General features: G+C 58.8%; 19 protein-coding genes. 2 read left to right on the top strand and 17 right to left on the bottom strand.

From position 1 onward, the window contains the following. Positions 1-2: 2 nt before the first annotated feature. The 8 genes from CH92_RS08750 to CH92_RS08715 form a co-directional block, all read right to left on the bottom strand. Positions 3-1,091, bottom strand: a complete 1,089-nt coding sequence (locus CH92_RS08750) for an AI-2E family transporter (RefSeq protein ID WP_025241398.1) — start codon at positions 1,089-1,091, stop codon at positions 3-5. 76 nt (positions 1,092-1,167) lie between these two features. Next, positions 1,168-1,971 (bottom strand): DUF4892 domain-containing protein, encoded by an 804-nt coding sequence (locus CH92_RS08745; protein ID WP_025241397.1) that lies wholly within the window; start codon positions 1,969-1,971, stop codon positions 1,168-1,170. Between the two features lie 173 nt (positions 1,972-2,144). After that, positions 2,145-3,002: an alpha/beta hydrolase gene (locus CH92_RS08740; RefSeq protein WP_025241396.1), complete on the bottom strand. Its 858-nt coding sequence runs from the start codon at positions 3,000-3,002 to the stop codon at positions 2,145-2,147. Then, on the bottom strand, positions 2,999-3,805 hold the full coding sequence (locus CH92_RS08735; RefSeq protein WP_025241395.1) for an alpha/beta fold hydrolase: 807 nt from the start codon (positions 3,803-3,805) through the stop codon (positions 2,999-3,001). Before CH92_RS08735 ends, CH92_RS08740 begins: the two co-directional genes overlap by 4 nt. 103 nt (positions 3,806-3,908) lie before the next feature. Then, positions 3,909-4,364 carry a hotdog fold thioesterase gene (locus tag CH92_RS08730; protein WP_025241394.1) on the bottom strand — a complete coding sequence of 152 codons (456 nt, stop codon included), beginning with the start codon at positions 4,362-4,364 and terminating at the stop codon, positions 3,909-3,911. Positions 4,365-4,442: 78 nt separating this feature from the next. Next, positions 4,443-4,901 (bottom strand): phosphohistidine phosphatase SixA, encoded by a 459-nt coding sequence (sixA, locus tag CH92_RS08725; protein WP_025241393.1) that lies wholly within the window; start codon positions 4,899-4,901, stop codon positions 4,443-4,445. Continuing rightward, positions 4,898-5,236, bottom strand: a complete 339-nt coding sequence (locus CH92_RS08720; protein WP_025241392.1) for a DUF4389 domain-containing protein — start codon at positions 5,234-5,236, stop codon at positions 4,898-4,900. Before CH92_RS08720 ends, sixA begins: the two co-directional genes overlap by 4 nt. Positions 5,237-5,255: 19 nt before the next feature. Then, positions 5,256-6,278, bottom strand: a complete 1,023-nt coding sequence (locus tag CH92_RS08715; RefSeq protein ID WP_025241391.1) for an NAD(P)H-dependent glycerol-3-phosphate dehydrogenase — start codon at positions 6,276-6,278, stop codon at positions 5,256-5,258. Between the two features lie 422 nt (positions 6,279-6,700). Here CH92_RS08715 and fabA point away from each other — a divergent pair, with 422 nt between their 5' ends. Next, a complete protein-coding gene (fabA, locus tag CH92_RS08710) occupies positions 6,701-7,216 on the top strand; it encodes a 3-hydroxyacyl-[acyl-carrier-protein] dehydratase FabA (RefSeq protein WP_021207858.1) in 516 nt (171 codons plus the stop codon). Between the two features lie 11 nt (positions 7,217-7,227). Next, positions 7,228-8,445, top strand: coding sequence for a beta-ketoacyl-ACP synthase I (gene fabB, locus CH92_RS08705; RefSeq protein ID WP_025241390.1), 1,218 nt, complete (start codon positions 7,228-7,230; stop codon positions 8,443-8,445). A 126-nt stretch (positions 8,446-8,571) separates the two neighbouring features. Here fabB and sstT read toward each other — a convergent pair whose 3' ends face one another. The 9 genes from sstT to brnQ all read right to left on the bottom strand — a co-directional run bounded on the left by sstT (position 8,572) and on the right by brnQ (position 19,479). Further along, on the bottom strand, positions 8,572-9,810 hold the full coding sequence (gene sstT, locus CH92_RS08700) for a serine/threonine transporter SstT (RefSeq protein ID WP_025241389.1): 1,239 nt from the start codon (positions 9,808-9,810) through the stop codon (positions 8,572-8,574). A 196-nt stretch (positions 9,811-10,006) separates the two neighbouring features. After that, entirely contained in the window at positions 10,007-11,629 is a 1,623-nt protein-coding gene (locus CH92_RS08695; protein ID WP_025241388.1) for a methyl-accepting chemotaxis protein, read from the bottom strand. Positions 11,630-11,794: 165 nt separating this feature from the next. Beyond that, positions 11,795-12,775 (bottom strand): amidohydrolase family protein, encoded by a 981-nt coding sequence (locus CH92_RS08690; protein WP_423833172.1) that lies wholly within the window; start codon positions 12,773-12,775, stop codon positions 11,795-11,797. A gap of 272 nt (positions 12,776-13,047) precedes the next feature. Then, a complete protein-coding gene (gene htpG, locus CH92_RS08685) occupies positions 13,048-14,955 on the bottom strand; it encodes a molecular chaperone HtpG (protein ID WP_025241386.1) in 1,908 nt (635 codons plus the stop codon). 140 nt (positions 14,956-15,095) lie between these two features. After that, complete coding sequence (locus CH92_RS08680; protein ID WP_025241385.1) at positions 15,096-16,346, bottom strand: hypothetical protein; 1,251 nt, start codon at positions 16,344-16,346, stop codon at positions 15,096-15,098. Between the two features lie 49 nt (positions 16,347-16,395). Then, positions 16,396-16,842 (bottom strand): PaaI family thioesterase, encoded by a 447-nt coding sequence (locus CH92_RS08675; RefSeq protein ID WP_025241384.1) that lies wholly within the window; start codon positions 16,840-16,842, stop codon positions 16,396-16,398. Continuing rightward, entirely contained in the window at positions 16,839-17,297 is a 459-nt protein-coding gene (locus CH92_RS08670) for a PaaI family thioesterase (protein ID WP_025241383.1), read from the bottom strand. Before CH92_RS08670 ends, CH92_RS08675 begins: the two co-directional genes overlap by 4 nt. A 56-nt stretch (positions 17,298-17,353) precedes the next feature. Then, positions 17,354-18,079, bottom strand: a complete 726-nt coding sequence (locus CH92_RS08665; RefSeq protein ID WP_025241382.1) for a DUF599 domain-containing protein — start codon at positions 18,077-18,079, stop codon at positions 17,354-17,356. Positions 18,080-18,168: 89 nt separating this feature from the next. Beyond that, a complete protein-coding gene (gene brnQ / locus CH92_RS08660) occupies positions 18,169-19,479 on the bottom strand; it encodes a branched-chain amino acid transport system II carrier protein (protein WP_025241381.1) in 1,311 nt (436 codons plus the stop codon). Between the last annotated feature and the right edge of the window lie 87 nt (positions 19,480-19,566).

The raw sequence follows: 19,566 nt of genomic DNA, 5'->3' as shown, positions 1-19,566 counted from the left end.
TATCACCGAGAAGCTGTTCGATCGAGGCCGACCGGCAGTTCTTTCGGCGCGGCGACTTCAGGCACTTCCTTGATCAGCCAGTCACCCAGCAGGCTGTAGGCGACTGCCAGGAGCGTCGGTCCGAGAAACAGCCCCATAAAGCCGAACGCCAACACGCCGCCGAACACGCCTAGCAATACGACCACCAATGGCAGGTTGCCACCGCGGCTGATCAGATAGGGTTTCAAAACGTTGTCCACGCCGCTGATGATGAACATGCCCCAGACGCCAAGAAACACTGCCATTCCATACTGACCCTGCCAGGCAAGCCAGGCCACCGCTGGCCCCCAGACCAGCGGCGGGACCATCAGAAAGCTGAACGCGAACGTCAGCACGCCGAGGATGAGCGCACCCGGTATTCCGGCGATGCTGAACCCCACATACGCCAGAATCCCTTGCGCAGCGGCCGTACCGATTACACCGTTCACGACACGCTGTACGGTACCGGCTACCAGCTCCAGGTAGTGATCCGCGCGCTCGCCAATCAGTCGATGCAGCAAACTGTGAACGAAGGCCGCCAGCTTCGGGCCGTCACGATAGAAGAAGAACACCAGCACCAGACTGAGGGCCAATTCCAACATCCCTCCCCCGAATCGCGCGCTGCGCACCAGCAACCAGTTACCGACTTGGCCGACATAAGGGCGAATGGTTGCGAAGAAGGCCGTGCCCTGCTCGTCAATGGTCCCCCAGAGCGTCAACAGCCGGTCACCTACCAACGGCACCTCGCCCAGCCATGCCGGTGGTTCCGGCAGCCCCTGCATCTGCAAGCTGTGCACCAGTAAGTTGACCTCGCGGATCTGATCGGCAATGTTGAACCCCAGCCACACCAGCGGCACCGCTACCGATACCATCCAGCCGAACGTCAGCAGGGTAGCGGCAAGCGTGGAATTACCCTTCAACCAGCGTGTCAGCACGCGCATGACCGGCCAACTGGCAAACGCCAGTACCGCCGCCCAGAACAACGCGGAGGCAAACGGCGCCAGTACCCACAAACAGGCACCGAGCAGCACCAGGAGCAGAATCTGCACCAGTAAACGATCGTTGTTAAGCATCAGGGTACCTATGGGAAACGCGGTGCGCTTCAGGGGAGCGTATCAGGGGAGCGCAATTGCATTCTGAAACCTGTTCTCAACGCAACAGTTTGATACGCAGACCGTCCTCGTCAGTTCTCTCGACATCCAGGCGTCGCGCCTTGATCCGCTCCTGCGTCAGCGCTTCTTGCCAGCCCTCGGCACCCTTACCAGCCAGCGCCACCCGCATGGTGCTGTCGAGCCGCAGAACATTCGCCAGCAGCGCGCCCCATTCGGCGGTGGGCTCTTGCGGCAACCTAGGCAACCAGAGTTCGCCAGTGCTCTTCAACTGACGTAACAGCGTGGCCGGATTCGGCAAAATGACACCCAGCGCCTCGTCGGGCGTGAACTGCTCCACCTGCAGATAAGGGCGGCCATTGCCTCGCGTGACGCCGTAGAGCGCCATAAGACGATCGGAATCACCTGGCAGACGCGCCAGCAGGTAGGCCTGCCTGGCATCAGGACCGTAGAGCGTCGAGCGTTGGAATATATCGTTGGCCCAGAGGCTGCTCGATCCGCACTCGCGGCCCTCGCACCAGAACAGCAGTTCAGCACCGTCCTCTAGCAGCCGATTGCGCGCCCGCTCGAATGCTTCGATACCGGTATGGACCTCGGGTAATTGATAGGTGACGGTTGTCAGCTGGCCGCTTGCACTGATCTGGTCGCTCATTCGCAGTCGACCGCTGATGCGTCGAATCGAGTCCAGTGGATAGGTTCGCTCCAGTACTTGCTGCTCCTTGAACGCCACTATTTGTGCCTGCGGGTATCGCCCAATCGAATCGAAGTCCCGGCTACCCGGCAGATCGGCAGCGCTCGCCGCGTGAGCGAGCACGGCCAGCATGGCTATCCATACACCTTGCACACTCAACGGATCGCCCTCGGCCGAACAGTCTTACCGTTAGGCGTGGCGGCGGTATGGCGGTGGATCATTGAGGTATTTCCTGTTGAGGCGGTAGCCCAGCCTCACCAGTTGGCAAAAGCAAGTCAAGCGAGGCTTTGCGACAGATTCTTGCGCAACCGCGCTGCCGGCCGGGTTCAAGCCGCGAAGAACGGGTTGAAAACAGCCGCCACCGCTTCCGCCCCCGCTTGGTCATCCAGGTGCAAATGATGCCCTCCGGGCAACCGATGCCGCATGAACGGCAAAGTCTCGGTCAGTTCGAGCATGGCCGGCTGGGTCATCAAACCCTGCTCCGCCAGTATCAAACTCGCAGGGCAAGCCACCCGATCCACAAATGCAAGCGCATGCGCACGAGTCAGGCGCATCGCGGACGGCAGCATCAAGCGGGCATCGGTGCGCCAGGTGTAACCACCAGGCACCGGCATCAATCCTCGTTGAGCTAGCCGTTCGGCCGCTTCGTGACTGACCGCGCCTACGCCTTTCATGCGCGCCACGACGGCCTGTTGAAACTCGGCATAGACCGGCTTGCGCTTGTCGTCGACAGCGAGCAGCGCCTGCAACGACTCGCCAAGCTTTTGCGGCGCGGTGTCGGCTTCACCGGTATAGGGAATCACCCCATCGATCAACGCCAGACGCTCAATGCGATCGGGCATGGCGCCGGCGAGCAGAACCGACACGATGGCGCCCATCGAATGGCCCAGCAGAGAAAAACGCTTCCAGCCGAACTGCTCCGCCACTTGCAGCACATCGTGGGCGTAATCCCAGATGTTGTAGGCCGCGCCAATCGGACGGTGATCGGAATGACCGTGCCCAGGTAGGTCGAGCGCGACGATACGCACGCCCTCCAGCAGCGGTGCCAGCCGGGAGAAGCTGGCGGCGTTGTCCAGCCAGCCGTGCAACGCGATGACCGGCCAACCATCCTCTGGGCCGTAAAGGTGCGCCGCAACTTCGATATGCGGCAGGCTCAAGCGGATCTCTTCGAATACAACACTCATGCGGCACCTCGTCGGTCCAGCTCGCTCCAGCGACTGAATAATTGTCTGAGCAGCATCGCCGTGTCACCTGGACGCTCGAGCGGAAACATATGCCCACCCGGCAAGGTATGCGCTTCACCGTGCGCAACCAGTCGAAACAGATACAGGTGATGAGGCAGCGCGACCCTGCTCTGACGGCCACGTACCACGGCGAGCGGAATCTTCAGGGCATGGGGCCAGCCAGGCGTGACATGCGGCACGCTGCGGTAGATCCGGATTTCGGTTTCCGGATCGAAGCGCAAGCGCAGCCCTTGGGCGGTTGGCTCCAGCCCATGCTCAAGGTAGGCATTCAGGCAATCGGGATCGAATGCGCGGAACAGCGCCTTGCTGGCAAAGTACTGCCGCGCTTCATCCGTGCAACTGAACGCCTCGCGACGGCCAAGGGTACGACCAGCGGGCGTAAGCCGATCGATGAAGCCGAAACGCTTTGCCGCCCAAATCAGTGTCTGGTCGAACCAAGTGGTCATAGGCGAATCGAGCATTACCACGCCGCGATAAAGCTCCGGCCGTTGCAAGGCTGCGTGATAGTGCAGCATTCCGCCCAGCGAGTGCCCGACGCCCCAGACAGGCTCCTCAATGGCCGCGAGCTGCTCAAGGAGCTCGCGCACCAGATTCTGCCAGTTGTCGTCCACGGGGAAACGCGGATCGTGGCCGTGCTGGTCGAGGTGGGTGACGACGTAGTCTGGCGTCAGCGCGTCGAATAGCTTGCGATAGGTCGCCGAAGGAAAGCCGTTGGCGTGGGCGAAAAAGATGCGTTGCGTCATGGGTTCGATGCGGGAGAGAAAGGCAACCATTGTCTGGCCCTCTCCACCCCGCGACAATCGGCCTGAGCGCCGGAACCCAAGGCAGTCCTGCCAAACAAGGCGCCTACGACGCCTCTGTACGCCGCGGACTGTTTTCTCCCAGGGGCATCACGGCGACGGTCAAGCGGGAAATGCAGCTGGGCTTGCCGTCATCGCCACTCAGCCGGATGTCCCAGACGTGGCTGGAGCGCCCCAGGTGTACCGGACGACAGACCGCAGTAACGCGACCGCTGCGCAACGCTCGAATGTGGTTGGCGTTCACTTCGAGGCCAACGCAATAGAATCGGCTCGGGTCGATGCACTGGTAACTGGCCACCGATCCTACGGTTTCGGCGAGCACCACCGAAGCGCCACCATGCAACAAGCCATAAGGCTGGTGAGTGCGAGAATCGACCACCATGCTTGCAGTAAGGGAATCGTCACCGACGGCTTCGAAGCGAATATCGAGTAGTTCGGCGATGGTGTTCTGGTTGTTTGCGTTGAGTTGTTCGAGTTCGGGAAACCGGTGCCAGATGCTCAAGTGTCGCTCTCCATGTAGGTGACTTTCTAGTAAACAGCACGCTGCGCTGCACTCTGGTTTTTTTGAACGATGTGCCGGTCAGCCCGGATGCCGCAACCCGACGAGGCGCATCAGCCCCGCCGCCAGATGCTCCCCGTCCAGCTCGGCCAGGCTTGCAGTCGCCATCGGCAGCGGCGTGTCGCGATGACCACTAATCAGCCAGCCGCCCAATACGCCGACGAAGGGCTGGTGGGTCACAAGCAGCAGATGCTGCTCGGCGCGACGGTCGAGATACAGCATCGCATCGTTTGGATCCGACTCGGGAGTCAGCCAGGGTACCGTCTCGACCGGACCGGTGAAATCAAGCGTTTGCCGGACGATCTCTGCGGTCTGCTGGGCCCGTTGATAGGGGCTGACGAGAATGACCTGCAGCGGCTGATCCAGCAGGTAGACGGCAGCACTCTTCACTTCGAGCCGGCCGGCCGCTGTCAGGTTGCGCTCCGCATCGGTCCGAGCTCTCGGCTCSGCCTCCCCGTGACGCAGCAGCCATACTTTCATGCCTCCGGCTCCTGCGCTGACGGTGTCGGCGTCACCGGTGGTGTCACTTCAATATCGGCCGGACGCGGCTGAGGCCAGTCGGACATCGGCCACGGCTTGCGATCCGTGTTGAAGGTGCCGAAACGGCCTATCTGCGCCACGTACTGACTGAGGCTGTCGCCCAGCCCTAGCAGGCTCTCGTTCGCATTGCCATTCACCGCACGCAGGACCAGCTGCGCGGCCACGACAACCAGCAGCACCAGTTCAGCCACCTGCCAGACAAAAAAGAAAACCAGCATCCAGATGGCGCGCAGAATCAGCGATTCGCGATCCGTACTGCGTTGTGATGTGCTCATCGTTATCTCCGCTATCGTTTCAGAAGCCGTCGGTGGAAATGAAATCCACATCGGTCTTCGGCTCGCCGCGCATCAACAGCGCGATGACCTGTTCGAGCGTACGCCCCTCGAACAGAATGGCATGTAACCCAGCGACCAGTGGCATGTAGACCTGAAGGTCTTCGGCCTTGGTCTTCAGCACCCTGATGGTATTGACGCCCTCAGCCACCTCTCCCAAACGGGATACGGCTTGATCGAGGCTCAGTCCCTCGCCAAGCGCATAGCCCACCTGAAAGTTGCGGCTCTTCGAAGAGGTACAAGTGACGATTAGATCCCCGACGCCCGCCAGTCCCAGGAAAGTCATGGGGTTGGCTCCCAATCTGACGGCGAATCGGGTCATCTCGGCAAGCGCGCGCGTAATCAGCATGCTGCGGGTGTTCTCACCCATGCCCATGGCAGCGGCCATCCCAGCCATGATCGCGTAGACGTTCTTCAGCGCACCGCCAAGCTCCACCCCGAAACGATCGGAACTGGCGTAGACGCGGAAGGTTCGCCCATGTAGCGCTTGCTGCACGCAGCGGCAGAGCGTCTCGTCGTCACTGGCGACCACGGTTGCGGTCAAAGCATGCTCGGCCACTTCACGTGCCAGATTCGGGCCTGAAATCACGCCGATTCGTGCCTGCGGTGCTATCTCCTGCAGGATTTGACTCATCAGCATGAAGCCCTGCGCCTCAATGCCTTTGGTCGTACTGACCAACATCTTGCCCGACAGTTGTCCTGCGAACGGCGATAGCGCCTGGCGCAGCGCACTGGAGGGCAGCGCCACGAAGACCAGCTCGCAGTCGGCCAGCGTCTGCCCCAGGTCGGTAACCGGACTGACCTCTGGAAGCACCTTCACGCCTTTCAGATAGCGCGGATTCTGACGCTGGGTGCGGATGCTCTCGGCCTGCTCGGCATCACGCATCCACAGCCGGACGCCGTGGCCATTTTCGGCAAGCAGATTCGCGATGGCGGTACCGAAGCTACCGCCGCCAAGCACCGCTATGGGTTGCTGTTCAGTCATGAGGTATCCGTTTTGAGCCACCTGGGTGGCAATGATCGGCATTATACGTAGCGCTCCGCGCGCAGCCAGTACAAAGCCAGTCGCCAATGGAATCATCAGGTTACAGTTTCAAACGAGGCCTGCAGCCAAAAAAGACCCCTCGGCTAGCTCTGCCTTGCGGTCATCGTCGCGATACATTCCCCTATGGTCTATAAGGGACAGGTTGTCGTATGGTCGTTGTCACAGCCCAGGAGTGTTAAAGTATCGGCCCGTTTCTACCATGGTCTTCTCGTAGTCGGTCGAAACGAGCGGTATCCATGTCCTTGCGCTGTGACTTTCGGCGCAAGGTGGCAGTCTATGACTAGTCTTTATGATCGGACTCTTGATTTTTGGGTCGGATAAAAGCAGCAAGCCCTCCATAAAGGGACCATTGAGGAATACGCATGACCAAACAACAGGCCTTTACTCGGGAAGATCTGCTTCGCTGCAGCCGCGGCGAACTTTTCGGGCCCGGTAATGCGCAACTGCCCGCGCCGAACATGCTGATGGTCGATCGCATCGTTCACATCAGCGAAGTGGGCGGTAAGTACGGCAAAGGCGAGCTAGTCGCCGAGCTGGATATCAATCCTGATCTCTGGTTTTTTGCCTGCCATTTCGAAGGTGACCCGGTCATGCCCGGCTGCCTGGGCCTTGACGCCATGTGGCAGCTGGTCGGTTTCTATCTTGGTTGGCAAGGCAACCCTGGCCGTGGTCGCGCGCTGGGTTCTGGCGAAGTAAAGTTCTTCGGCCAAGTCCTGCCGACCGCCAAGAAGGTCACCTATAACATTCATATCAAACGCACCATCAATCGCTCCCTGATCCTCGGCATCGCCGATGGTACCGTCAGCGTAGATGGTCGCGAGATCTACAGTGCCGAAGGTTTGCGTGTCGGCCTGTTTACATCTACCGATAGCTTTTGAAGGACTTCCGCATGCGTCGCGTCGTGATCACCGGCCTGGGTATCGTTTCCTGCCTCGGCAATGACAAAGACACCGTTTCCGCCAACCTGCGCACCAGCCGCCCTGGTATTCGTTTCAACCAGGACTATGCGGACATGGGTCTGCGCAGCCAGGTTTCGGGTTCGGTCAATTTGAACCTCGAAGAGCTGATCGATCGCAAAGTCCTTCGATTCATGGGCGATGCGGCGGCTTATGCCTATCTGGCCATGCAGCAGGCGTTGGAAGATTCCGGTCTCAGCGCCGATGAGATTTCCAATCCGCGTATCGGTCTGATCGCCGGCTCCGGTGGCGCTTCGACCATCAATCAGATGGAAGCCATCGACATCCTGCGTGATAAAGGTGTCAAGCGCATCGGCCCATATCGAGTGCCGCGCACCATGAGTAGCACGGTTTCCGCCTGTCTGGCCACACCGTTCCGCATCAAGGGCATCAACTATTCCATCGCCTCGGCCTGCGCCACCAGTGCGCATTGCATCGGCCATGCGATGGAGCAGATTCAAATGGGTAAGCAGGACGTCGTCTTTGCCGGTGGCGGTGAAGAAGAACATTGGAGCCAGAGCTGCCTGTTCGATGCCATGGGCGCGCTCTCCAGCCAATACAACGCAACGCCGGAGAAGGCTTCGCGCGCCTACGACTCCAAGCGTGACGGTTTCGTCATCGCGGGCGGTGGCGGCATGGTCGTGGTTGAAGAGCTGGAGCATGCGCTCAAGCGCGGCGCCAAAATCTATGCGGAAATCGTCGGCTACGGCGCTACTTCCGACGGCTACGACATGGTCGCACCGAGTGGTGAGGGCGCGCTGCGCTGCATGCAGCAGGCGATGGCGACGGTCGATGGCGACATTGACTACCTCAACACCCACGGCACCTCCACACCGGTGGGCGACGTCGCCGAGAGCAAGGCCGTGCGCAACATGTTCGGCGACAAGATACCGGCCATCAGTTCGACCAAGAGCCTGTCCGGCCACTCGCTGGGCGCCGCGGGCGTTCACGAGGCGATCTACTGCATGCTGATGATGCAGGACAACTTCATTGCAGGCTCAGCCAACATTGAAGAGCTGGACCCGGAAGTCGCTGACCTGCCGATCGTTCGCGAAACCCGCGAAGATGCCAAGATCGACACCGTAATGAGTAACAGCTTCGGTTTCGGTGGCACCAACGCCACGCTGGTCCTCAAGCGCTGGAAAGGCTGATCGACAAGCGGGTAGAACAACGGCGCCTCAGGGCGCCGTTGTTGTTTTTGCTAACTTGATGAAGTCAAACTTCGATTCGATCGCCTTATCAGTCGCGCCGCCCCTGCCAAGCGAGGCACGACACAATCAGGCGTTCACGGCCTCGCTCGACACATCGCCACGTGCGATGCACGACGCGGCAGTGAACAGCGCATCGGTAGACGAGTTCAGTGCGGTTTCAGCCGAGTCCTGAACCACTCCGATAATGAATCCCACCGCCACTACTTGCATCGCCAGATCGTTAGAAATACCGAACAGACTACACGCCAAGGGGATCAGCAACAGCGAGCCACCCGCTACGCCAGATGCACCGCACGCGCAGATGGCGGCCAGCAGACTGAGCAAAAAGGCCGTGGGTATATCCACGGCGATACCCAACGTATGGGCTGCTGCCAATGTCAGCACCGTGATGGTAATCGCTGCCCCACCCATATTGATGGTTGCGCCCAGCGGGATGGATACCGAGTAGGTGTCCTTGTGCAATCCCAGCCGTTCGCACAGTTGCATGTTGACCGGAATATTTGCTGCCGAGCTGCGCGTGAAGAAGGCTGTAATTCCGCTTTCCCGAAGGCATTTCAAAACGAGTGGGTAGGGATTTCTGCGAATCTGCCAGAACGTAATCAACGGATTAACGACCAATGCCATGAACAGCATGCTGCCCACCAGCACCATCAACAGCTGAAAATAACCCGCCAGTGCCGAAAAACCGGACTTTGCAAGCGTGCCGGCCACCAAGCCAAAAATTCCCAGCGGCGCGAAGCGAATTACCACCCTGACGATCAGCGTCACGCCTTCCGACACATCGGCTATCAGGTTGCGCGTGCTCTCTCGAGCATGGCGGAACGCAATGCCCAGACCTATGGCCCACGCCAGAATACCGATGAAGTTACCTTCGGCAAGCGCATGCACCGGATTATCGACCACGTTGAATAGCAAGGTTCGCAGTACGCTGCCAACACCTGACGGGGGCACCACGTCATTGACCTGATTGATCAACGTAAGGCTTGTGGGGAAAAGCGTACTGGCGATGACCGCCACCGCGGCTGAGCTCAGGGTGCCCAACGCGTAGAGAAACAGTATCGGCCGGATATGTGTCTGCTGCCCTCGTTTATGGTTGGCTAGCGACGCCGTTACAAGCACCAGTACGAGCACCGGCGCGACTGCTTTCAATCCGGACACAAACAGATCGCCCAGCAAGCTGACCGATTCAGCACCCTCAGGCCATAGCCAGGCCAGCAAACAACCAGCGAACAGCCCGACCACGATCTGAGGCACAAGACCGACTCGGTTATATACCGTGAGCAAGTGAGTTGAAAGGTTGGGCATGGTGGAGTCTCGACGTAGACGGATGAATCAGGCAAGGCCGATCCCCCATGAGAGCGACACGATGCCTTGTTAAAAAACGCCGAATGTTACGCATCTCCGCCAGCCGTGCACAGCATAGGAGTAAAGCAGAAGTTATGAGACGAATGAAAAGCGAAACTAGCGATGCCCTCGCAATGGGCATCGCTAAACTGGCAGATCAGAGGCGGAACCGCGCTACCAGCTCATTGAGGTTGATGGCCAACGACGCCAGTTCCTGGCTCGCCGCGCTGGTCTGATTGGCACCCGCAGAAGACTGAAGCGACAGATCACGGATATTTATTAGATTGCGATCCACCTCCCGCGCAACTTGCGCCTGCTCTTCCGATGCGCTGGCGATCACCAGGTTACGCTCGCTGATCTGACTGATCGCACGGGCAATCCCATCCAGCGCCTCGCCGGCAGTGCGTGCCACCTCGAGCGTAGCGCGAGCACGCTCATTGCTGGTCTGCATGGCGAGAACGGCCTTATCGGTACCCTGATGTACGTCGCCTATCATCTGCTCGATTTCCTGAGTGGATTGCTGGGTTCGATGCGCCAGCGCTCTGACCTCATCAGCGACGACCGCGAAGCCACGCCCCGCTTCCCCTGCCCGTGCAGCCTCGATTGCGGCGTTGAGCGCAAGCAAGTTGGTCTGATCGGCGATCGAGCGAATCACGTCCAGCACCTTGCTGATGTCACGTACTTGACCCGCCAGCTGTTCCACTTGTGATGCGGTGGAGGTCACATCTCCCGTCAGGAGACCAATCGACTCGACTGTTTTTATGACCTGCTGCCGGCCATGCTGCGCTGTCGCATCGGACTCTCGCGACGCTTCAGATGTCGCTACCGCATTGCGTGCGACTTCATCTACCGCCGCCGTCAGCTCGTTCACGGCGGTCGCGGCTTGTTCGATTTCATGATTTTGTTGATGCAAACCACGCGACGAATCATCCGTCACCGCATTCAGCTCTTCAGCCGCCGAGGCCAATTGGCTGGACGAGTCGGCTATGCCCTGGATGGTGCTACGCAAGCTCTGCTGCATTGCTCTCAGGGCAGTCAGCAGCCGCGCGGGCTCATCGTTCCCTTCGATCGTGAACTCGCGAGTCAGATCGCCAGCGGCTACACCCTCGGCAATGTCAACCGCCTGGTTCAATGGCCGAACGATACTGCGCGTGAATATCAGCGCCAAGACTATGGTGGCGATGGCCGCTAATACGATAGTGACGATGACCCACATGAACGCAGACTGGTATACCTCCAGCGAACGACTGGCAGCCTTGCCTGCTTCATCGCTGTTGATGCGCTGCAGATCAAGCAGGGCCTTTGTCATTTCGTCCGCATGGGTGCTGATAGGGCCGTTCATCACCTGAATTGCCCGCTCACGCGCGCCTTGAGTAACAAACTCGACGATCTTGCGCTGCTCGGTAAAATACTGGCCCTGCGAGCCCGCAAACCGTGCGTAAGCGGCCTTTTCATCGTCGGTGACAATACGATCCGCGTAGGCCGAGTTTAGTGAGTCGATATTCTCAATCAGCTTGGCTAGCGATTGCTTGGTTGAAACAAGCGCCTCACCTTCCACGAGCATTGCCCGCATGGTCAGGGCGCGGATGCGCAGCATCGCTGCGTTAAGGTCACCCAGGCTGACGATGCTGGGTAGCCAGTTCTGATCTACCTCGTTCGATTCCTCACGCATATCCGCCATCTGGCTTAACGAGAACAGACCGAGCACCAGCACAATGACGCCGATCAGGCCAAAGCCTACGGCGGAACGAATCGACACACTCACATCACGAATCGACATGGGAATTCTTGCTCCATGGTTGCGCTGCAAAATCACAGCAAGCGTTCTGGTATCGGAGCAAGACCGGTATTCTTGAATTTTGGCGCCAGATAAAAGTCGCTTATTGCAGCTTGAACGACGAATGGCTCTGCTTTATCAGCCAGACGGTAGTCAATCTTCAGTTGTCTACCGTGGCGGATGCTTACGGGGAAGAATATCGAGAAAATTATCCCGAGCGACTTTGCGCGCCACGGGTTCGGTCAAGGCATTCAGAAATGGGTCAAATGCCTGCATGCCTTCGCCTAGACCATCGAATCGACCTACAACATCAGACCCAATCATAAAACGCGTTGGGTTTGTTTCGATAAGCGCTACCCATTCAGGATCAGGCGTCCCCGAAGCATCCAAGAGGTAAGGGCGAAGCATGGTCCAAGATAGATCGATATAGAGGTTGGGATAGTCCTCAAGCAAACGCGTTACAGTCGGTAGCAGGAAGTCGAGCTTTTTCTGATGGCGATGCAGTTCCATACTCGTGCCCGCGTGCGCCCAGATAAAACGCGTATGCGGGTGATTACGGAGCGGCTCTTCAAGTTCCGCCAGATAAAGTGGGTTGCGCTCGCGCTTGGAGGTAACGTTCGAGTGCAGCATGACAGGAAGATCGAACTCAGCTGCAAGATGATAAACCCGCGTCAGTGCTTCATTATTGGCGCGCGGTGTATCACCCTGAGTCAAAGCGGTCACGTCATCATGGCGGGTGAAAATCTCACCAAGCCCTTGCCACAATCCAGGATCAAGATCGAGCATTCGCCGAATGTGCGCATCTGCATTCTTGTCGTTTGGGTTGAATCCCGACAGAAACGGATGGAAGCGTTTGCGCTGATCCTTGTCCAGCTTTTTTAGCGCGGCGGCTACCACCACGTCGGTCGCGCTATACCAATAAACAGGTGCGTCGTCGCCTGCATAATAACGAGGGCGTTTGGGCTCGTTCTCATGCCATTTTTTTGCAACTGGTATACCGCTGATCATTACATGGTCGATATCGCCGTTGTCCATTGCCTCGAGCAAAGGTTTCATGCCGTCGCTTTCCTGAAAGAAGTCAACGAAATGCAGGTGTGCGTCACTGTAGTGGTACGTGCGCGCTTGAACCGGTGCAATCGATGCGACCAGACACAGGGCGGTGAAACAGCATCGTAAATTGAACAACCGAGACCTCCTGACAGCCAAGCGGATAGACCGCCTCGCTGCACGACGGTTCATTAGTCAAAGCCACTTCGCTCAATGCTGGCGCACCGATGTGGTTGTTGCGTACACACTGCCTAGTCAGCCAGACACAAGCCGCCTACAAGTGAGCCTGGGAAATTCACTGCGGACATTACGATGTCTGGAGTGGGCAATAAAAAAGGCCCGTCTATGACGGGCCTCTAACTTCCAAGTTCTACTTAGGCTGAAAGCTCAACCAGCAGCTTGTTCAGACGTTGCACATAGGCGGCTGGATCCTTGAGGCTATCCCCGGCGGCCAGCGCCGCTTGATCGAAGAGGATGTGCGACAGGTCGGTGAAGCGGTCCTCATCCGGCTCGGCGTCCAGCTTCTCGATCAATGGATGTTGCGGGTTGATCTCGAAGATCGGTTTGGATTCCGGCACCTTCTGACCGCTCGCCTCGAGAATCTGGCGCATCTGCAAGCCCAGATCCTGCTCACCGATGGCGAGAATCGCCGGCGAGTCGGTCAACCGGTGCGATACCCGTACTTCAGCCACGGCGTCTCCCAGCGAAGCTTTGAGGCGCTCGACCAGGCCTTCCTTGGTCTTGGCGATCTCTTCCTGGGCCTTCTTGTCTTCTTCCGTATCCAGCTTGCCGAGATCCAGATCCCCCCGCGCGACGTCCACGAACTGCTTGCCGTCGAACTCGGTGAGGTAGCTCATCAGCCACTCGTCGATGCGATCGGTCAGCAGCAGGACTTCGATACCCTTCTTGCGGAAGACTTCCAGGTGCGGGCTGCTCTTGACCTGCGCATAGGACTCACCGGTGAGGTAGTAGATCTTGTCCTGTCCTTCCTTGACGCGGCCCAGGTAGTCGGCCAGCGATACACTCTGCTCGCCCGAGGTGTCGCTGGTCGAGGCGAAGCGCAGGAGGCCGGCGATCTTCTCCTTGTTGGCGAAGTCTTCCGCCGGGCCTTCCTTGAGCACCTGGCCGAACTGCTTCCAGAAATTCTCGTATTCCTCCGGCTTGTCTTTGGCCAGCTTGTCCAGCATGTCCAGAACACGCTTGGTCAGTGCCGATTTCATCGAATCGATCACCGGATCCTTCTGCAGGATTTCACGCGAGACGTTGAGCGACAGATCGTTGGAATCGATCACGCCCTTGATGAAGCGCAGGTACAACGGCAGGAACTCGTCAGCCTGGTCCATGATGAACACGCGCTGGACATAGAGCTTAAGGCCCTTGGGCGCTTCACGCTGGTAGAGATCGAACGGCGCGCGGCCCGGCACGAATAGCAACGAGGTGTATTCGAGCTTGCCTTCGACCTTGTTGTGGCTCCAGGCCAACGGATTCTCGAAATCGTGGCCGACGTGCTTGTAAAACTCTTGGTACTCCTCATCCTTGATCTCGGTACGCGGACGGGTCCAGAGCGCGCTGGCGCGGTTGACGGTTTCCCACTCGGGTTCAGCCGGTTTGTCTTTCTCCTCGCCATGAAACTCTTTCGGCAGCTCGATCGGCAGCGCGATGTGATCCGAGTATTTCTTGATGATGTTGCGCAGGCGCCAGCCATCGGCGAATTCTTCTTCGCCGGATTTCAGGTGCAGGACGATACGGGTGCCGCGCTCCGCCTTCTCGACGTTTGCGACTTCGAACTCACCCTCGCCTTTCGACGACCAATACACGCCCTCTTCGGCCGGGGTGCCGGCGCGGCGGCTAAACACTTCGACCTGGTCGGCAACGATGAATGCGGAGTAGAAACCCACGCCGAACTGCCCGATCAGGTGCGAGTCCTTCTTTTGGTCGCCAGACAAATGCTTCATGAAGTCAGCGGTACCCGACTTGGCGATGGTGCCCAGATGGGTGATCACGTCCTCACGGCTCATGCCGATGCCACTATCCTCGAGGGTCACGGTCTTCGCATCCTTGTCGAAGCTGACGCGGATCTTCAGGTCGGCACCGCCTTCTAGCAGCTCAGGCTTGGCCAGCGCTTCGAAGCGCAACTTGTCAGCCGCGTCGGATGCGTTGGAAATCAGTTCACGAAGAAAGATTTCCTTGTTCGAATACAGGGAATGGATCATCAGGTGAAGCAGTTGCTTCACTTCGGTCTGGAAGCCCAGGGTTTCTTTGTTTTGAGTCTCCACACTCATCGTCTTGCAAACTCCACATCGTCAATGGCACGGACCGCGACTGCGGTGATGTCAAGCAGATGGGGGCTTGATACAGGATTTCAAGTGTGCCGACCCACCAGCGTTGCAAGCCGCCGGACAAGCCGCTCGGCTTCTCGACGCTATGGTTCGAGCAGTTCGAGCAAAACGATATCGCTCGGGGCGAGATTGTAAGTGGCCTCTCCCGGGCCTTTCAGCATGCGTCGAATCCCCACGTTACCGTCGCGATCAATGCCAACGAAGCGCCCCTCCGCTAGCCCGCCACGCTCCGTATGCGCTCGCACCAACAGATGCTCGTAGCGCGCTGGATTGCGCAGCAACAGTGCCAGGGAAAACCGTTGTCGACGGTCGATACGAGGTGATGGCGTACTGTCCGGGAGGGAGCCTGACTGGACGGCCACCAGCTTGGGCTGCGTTTCGATCTCTTCAGGTAATGGCGGGTAGCTGTCGTCGTCTACCGCCCAGCCTTTGTTGTCCTTGTGGATAGCCATCTCGAACCGGCCTGATGTTCCCTTCACAGCCGCTTGCACCGAAAGCACCATCGCCGAAGCGGGGAAATTGACGGGAGCCAGCGATTCGATGTTTACCGCTCGCGTCTTGAAGCGTCGCTGCAGATGATCCCTGGCCAGATGAACGAGCGTGTCCGCCGAGTCATGAGTCATATCCACCTGACCTGCGCGATAACGCAGGTCATCGGTGAATAGTTCGACATGGCCGCTGAGGCTTGTGTGATATTGCGCTGGCAAAACCAGATGGAAGTCGCCGGCCAACTTGTTAGGCGGCACCGGATGCAGATCCAGATGCAAGGTGTAGCCGCTACTGACTCTGCGCGCTTCGGGCAGCTCCTGCTCGGGGCGCATCCAGTTTATCTCGACCGCCGGTACCGGACTGACATCCTGCGGCAGCACGTCGACCTGTAATGTGCCGGGAGGGGTCGCGCCGAGGCGAATTCGTACCTCTTGCCTGGCGAACAGATCATCGCCCTCACGTAGCGTCAACACGCCGTTCATGTAACTGCCGACCCGTGGGCTGAACGGGCGACCGTCGAGCTGCCCGCGAAGCCGGATAGCCAGATGGTGACTCTGCATCTGCTCATCCGGCTCGAGCCACTGCAAGCTGGTAATCGCCGCCAGCCGTTCCGGCTCGTGATTGGCAAGCATCGTGAATCCGACGATCAAGGGAATGAACCCCAACCCCGACAGGCCAATGGCCTTACGGGCGGCATTCCAGTGCCGAAGGACAAAGAGCAAGGTAACCGGAGGAAGCAGGCTTCCGACGCCCCACAACAAGCCCGTACCGAAGGCCAGAACGATCAACCAGACGAGACCCGCCACTATCAGCAGCAGCCCGCCCAGTATCAGCAACGCATCCATTCGACATCCTTGAAGCAACTACATTGAGGAGTGGTAGCCGCCGGACGTATCAGGGCTCGTTGACCTTGAAGTGGCAACGGGCAGTGGCGATGGGTTCGGCCTGATTCGTTTGCCAAGCCGTAACAGCAACGTTTGCTACACGGCGCCCCTGGCGCCAAACCTGGCAGGCGGCAAAGGTGTCACGATAGTGACCCGCCCGAAGATAATCTATCGAGAAGTCGATGATTTTAGGTAAATGTGGCGCGCCCATGAACATCAAAAGATGGAGCATCGCCGCGTGTTCCATGAAGCCGGCAATCACCCCGCCATGGATAGCCGGAAGTGTGGGGTTTCCGATGTTGTCCTGGTTCTTCGGCAGCCGGAACACCATCTCGTCACCGAGTCGTAAACACTCGATGCCGATGAGTCTGGCATACGGCACCATCTGCAGAAGCGCATCGTAGTTGTTGCTGGCATGGGCCTCGCAGACCAGTGCATCAAGGTCCAGGCCGCTCATCGGCGCGCCTCCGGTGCAGACGTCAGCGCGTTTTTGCCCATGCGCATGAACGCGCCCACCACATGCGCGATCGGCTCTTTGATATCACGCTGATAAGCCACGCCACGGGTGAAAATCACCGTCGGTGTAACGCGATAGCATTCGGCAAAACCGAATACGTCAAGATTCGGCTCCGCCGGATGCATGTAATCGATGCGTAGATCGAGCGTCGGGCAAATTTCCATTTCGGGCAATGCGCAGGCCGTCGAGATACCGCAGGTCGTGTCCATGAGTGTGGTGATCGCGCCACCGTGGACAAGCCCGCTTTCGGGATTGCTGACAATCTTCTCGCTATAGGGGAGCCGCAGTGTAAGCCCCTTGGCATCGGCGTGTTCGACGCTCATGCCGAGGACCTGACAGTGACGCAACAAGGAAAGGAAGCGCTGGGTGCGCTCCAGTATCAGACTATCGCTCATGCGAATTCTCGAATGCGGATCAAGCCGAGCACTTTAACTTGCTCGCTGACGGTGCCCTATTCCTTGGGGGGTTCGATAGGCAAGGTTGGCGTAAACACCATCACTTCGAGCACATCGGAGTGAAATTCACGGCGATACAGAATTACCACCACGCCCGCCGTCACACCCATGAAGAACCAGGGATGAATAAACCAGGCCAGTGTAGCCATGCCGAAATAGTAGGCGCGCAGCCCGAAGTTGAACTGGTTGGCAGCCATCGAAACAACCCGCGCGGCGCGTTCGGCGAATGACTTTCGCTCCTGGTCGCTGACGTTGCGCTCACCCGCCATGGGTGCCGAGGCGACCAGTACAGCCGCAAAATTGTACTGCCGCATGCACCAGCTGAAGGTGAAGAACGCGTAAACGAAGACGACGCCCAGGGCGAGCAGCTTGATTTCTGAAAGGCCGCGACTCACCGGCTGCGCGAACGGCAGATCGGCCAACAGCGAGACCGCTCGCTCAGAGGCGCCGAGCGCCGTGAGAATGCCGGCCAGGATAATCAAGGTGCTGGAAGCGAAAAAGCCGGCATTGCGCTCTAGATTGCCGATCACGTTGGCGTCGGCGATCCGGTTGTCACGCAATAGCATGCGCCGCATCCAGTCTTGCCGGTACAGGTGCAGTACGCTGGCCAGGCAAGCGGTATCCCTGGCGCGCCAACTGGCGTACCGAGTGTATCCGGCCCAGCACACGACAAACCAGATGACAGCTATCAGGTGCGGTAGAAGATGATTCGGAATCGACATAACAGCTCCCTGAAAACTCGCACCTGATTATAGCCAGCCAACGCTGAGCTTGGCCTTTCGAGTAGTTTGCGGCTTCAAGGCGGCTCGAATCATTGGCCCGCTCGAGCGGGACCGAGCAGTCGGTCGATGATCACTGCAATTACCAAAGTGACCAATACGGGCACCAACCAGCCCATGCTTTGCGCAGCCAGCGGAAAGGTCGTGAAGACCTCCGGAACCAGATCTATGAAACCCGCAGCCAAAAGACCATCCGCTACGCCGAATACAAGCGTCACAGCCATCACCGGTGCAAACACCCGACTCGGCGAGACCCAGCAGTGGTCGAGCAAACTCAGTGCAACCAACATGATCGCCAGCGGATATAGCCCGACCAGCACTGGCACCGAAACACTGATCAGTTGGGTAAGCCCCTGATTGGCCACCATTACGCTGAACAGGGTGAACACGATCACCACCGTGCGATAACTGACCGGCAGAAGGCCGCTGAAGAACTCGCCGCAGGCCGCGGTCAGCCCGACCGCGGTCGTCAGACAGGCCAGGGCTATCACCACGGCCAGCAACAGACTGCCCGTGGTACCGAACGTATGCTGCACATAGGTCGTCAAGATCTGCACACCGTTCTGGGCATCGCCAGCAATGCCCTGGCTGGTCGCCCCGAGATAGAACAGGGCCAGGTAAACGAGTGAAAGCCCCACGGCCGCAATGGTCCCGGCAATCATCGAATAACGCGTTACTAGCGCCGGTTCCGACACCCCGCGGTCACGAATGGCCGTGGCAATGACGATACCGAACACCAAAGCGCCCAGCGTATCCATCGTCAGATAGCCTTCGAGAAACCCTTTGAGTAAAGGGCCGTTACGGTAGCTTTCGGCAGTCGCACCAATCTCTCCAGCCGGCGCGAACATCGCTGCCCCACCTAGCACCAACAAGGCCGCAAGAAGCACCGGTGTAATGAATTTGCCCACCCGGTCAACCAACTGACCAGGATTCAGCACGAGAAATAGCGTCGCAGTGAAGAACAACAACGTATACGCAAACAGCGGCGTAGCCGAGTTTCCAGTGAAGGGTGCCACGCCCATCTCGAACGAGACCACCGCAGTACGCGGTGTCGCAAACAGCGGCCCGATGGCGAGGTAAACCGCCACAGCCAGCAGCGTTCCAGCGCCTCGACCGAGGGGTGCAGTTAGCCTGTCCATCCCTCCACCCACCCGGGCCAAGGCCACCACCGTGAGCAGCGGCAAGCCAACACCGGTCAGCAGAAAGCCTGCCGCTGCGGGCCAGATAGCGTGACCTGCGGCAAGCCCAGCGCTGGGTGGAAAAATAATGTTGCCCGCGCCCAGAAATAGCGCGAATGTCATGAATCCGAGAGCCAGCAGATCCAGGCCTTTCAAACGAGTCATCGGTTAGTCACCACTGCAGGAGGTCTGGTACGGCTAACGCGCCCAGGTGTGTATGCTCCGACATCGGACACTATCCGTGTCGAGCCG

Source organism: Stutzerimonas stutzeri (genome assembly GCF_000590475.1).
Taxonomy (GTDB): domain Bacteria; phylum Pseudomonadota; class Gammaproteobacteria; order Pseudomonadales; family Pseudomonadaceae; genus Stutzerimonas; species Stutzerimonas stutzeri_D.
The sequence above is the reverse complement of the archived record's forward strand: the minus strand, read 5'-3'. Positions and strand labels throughout refer to the sequence as shown.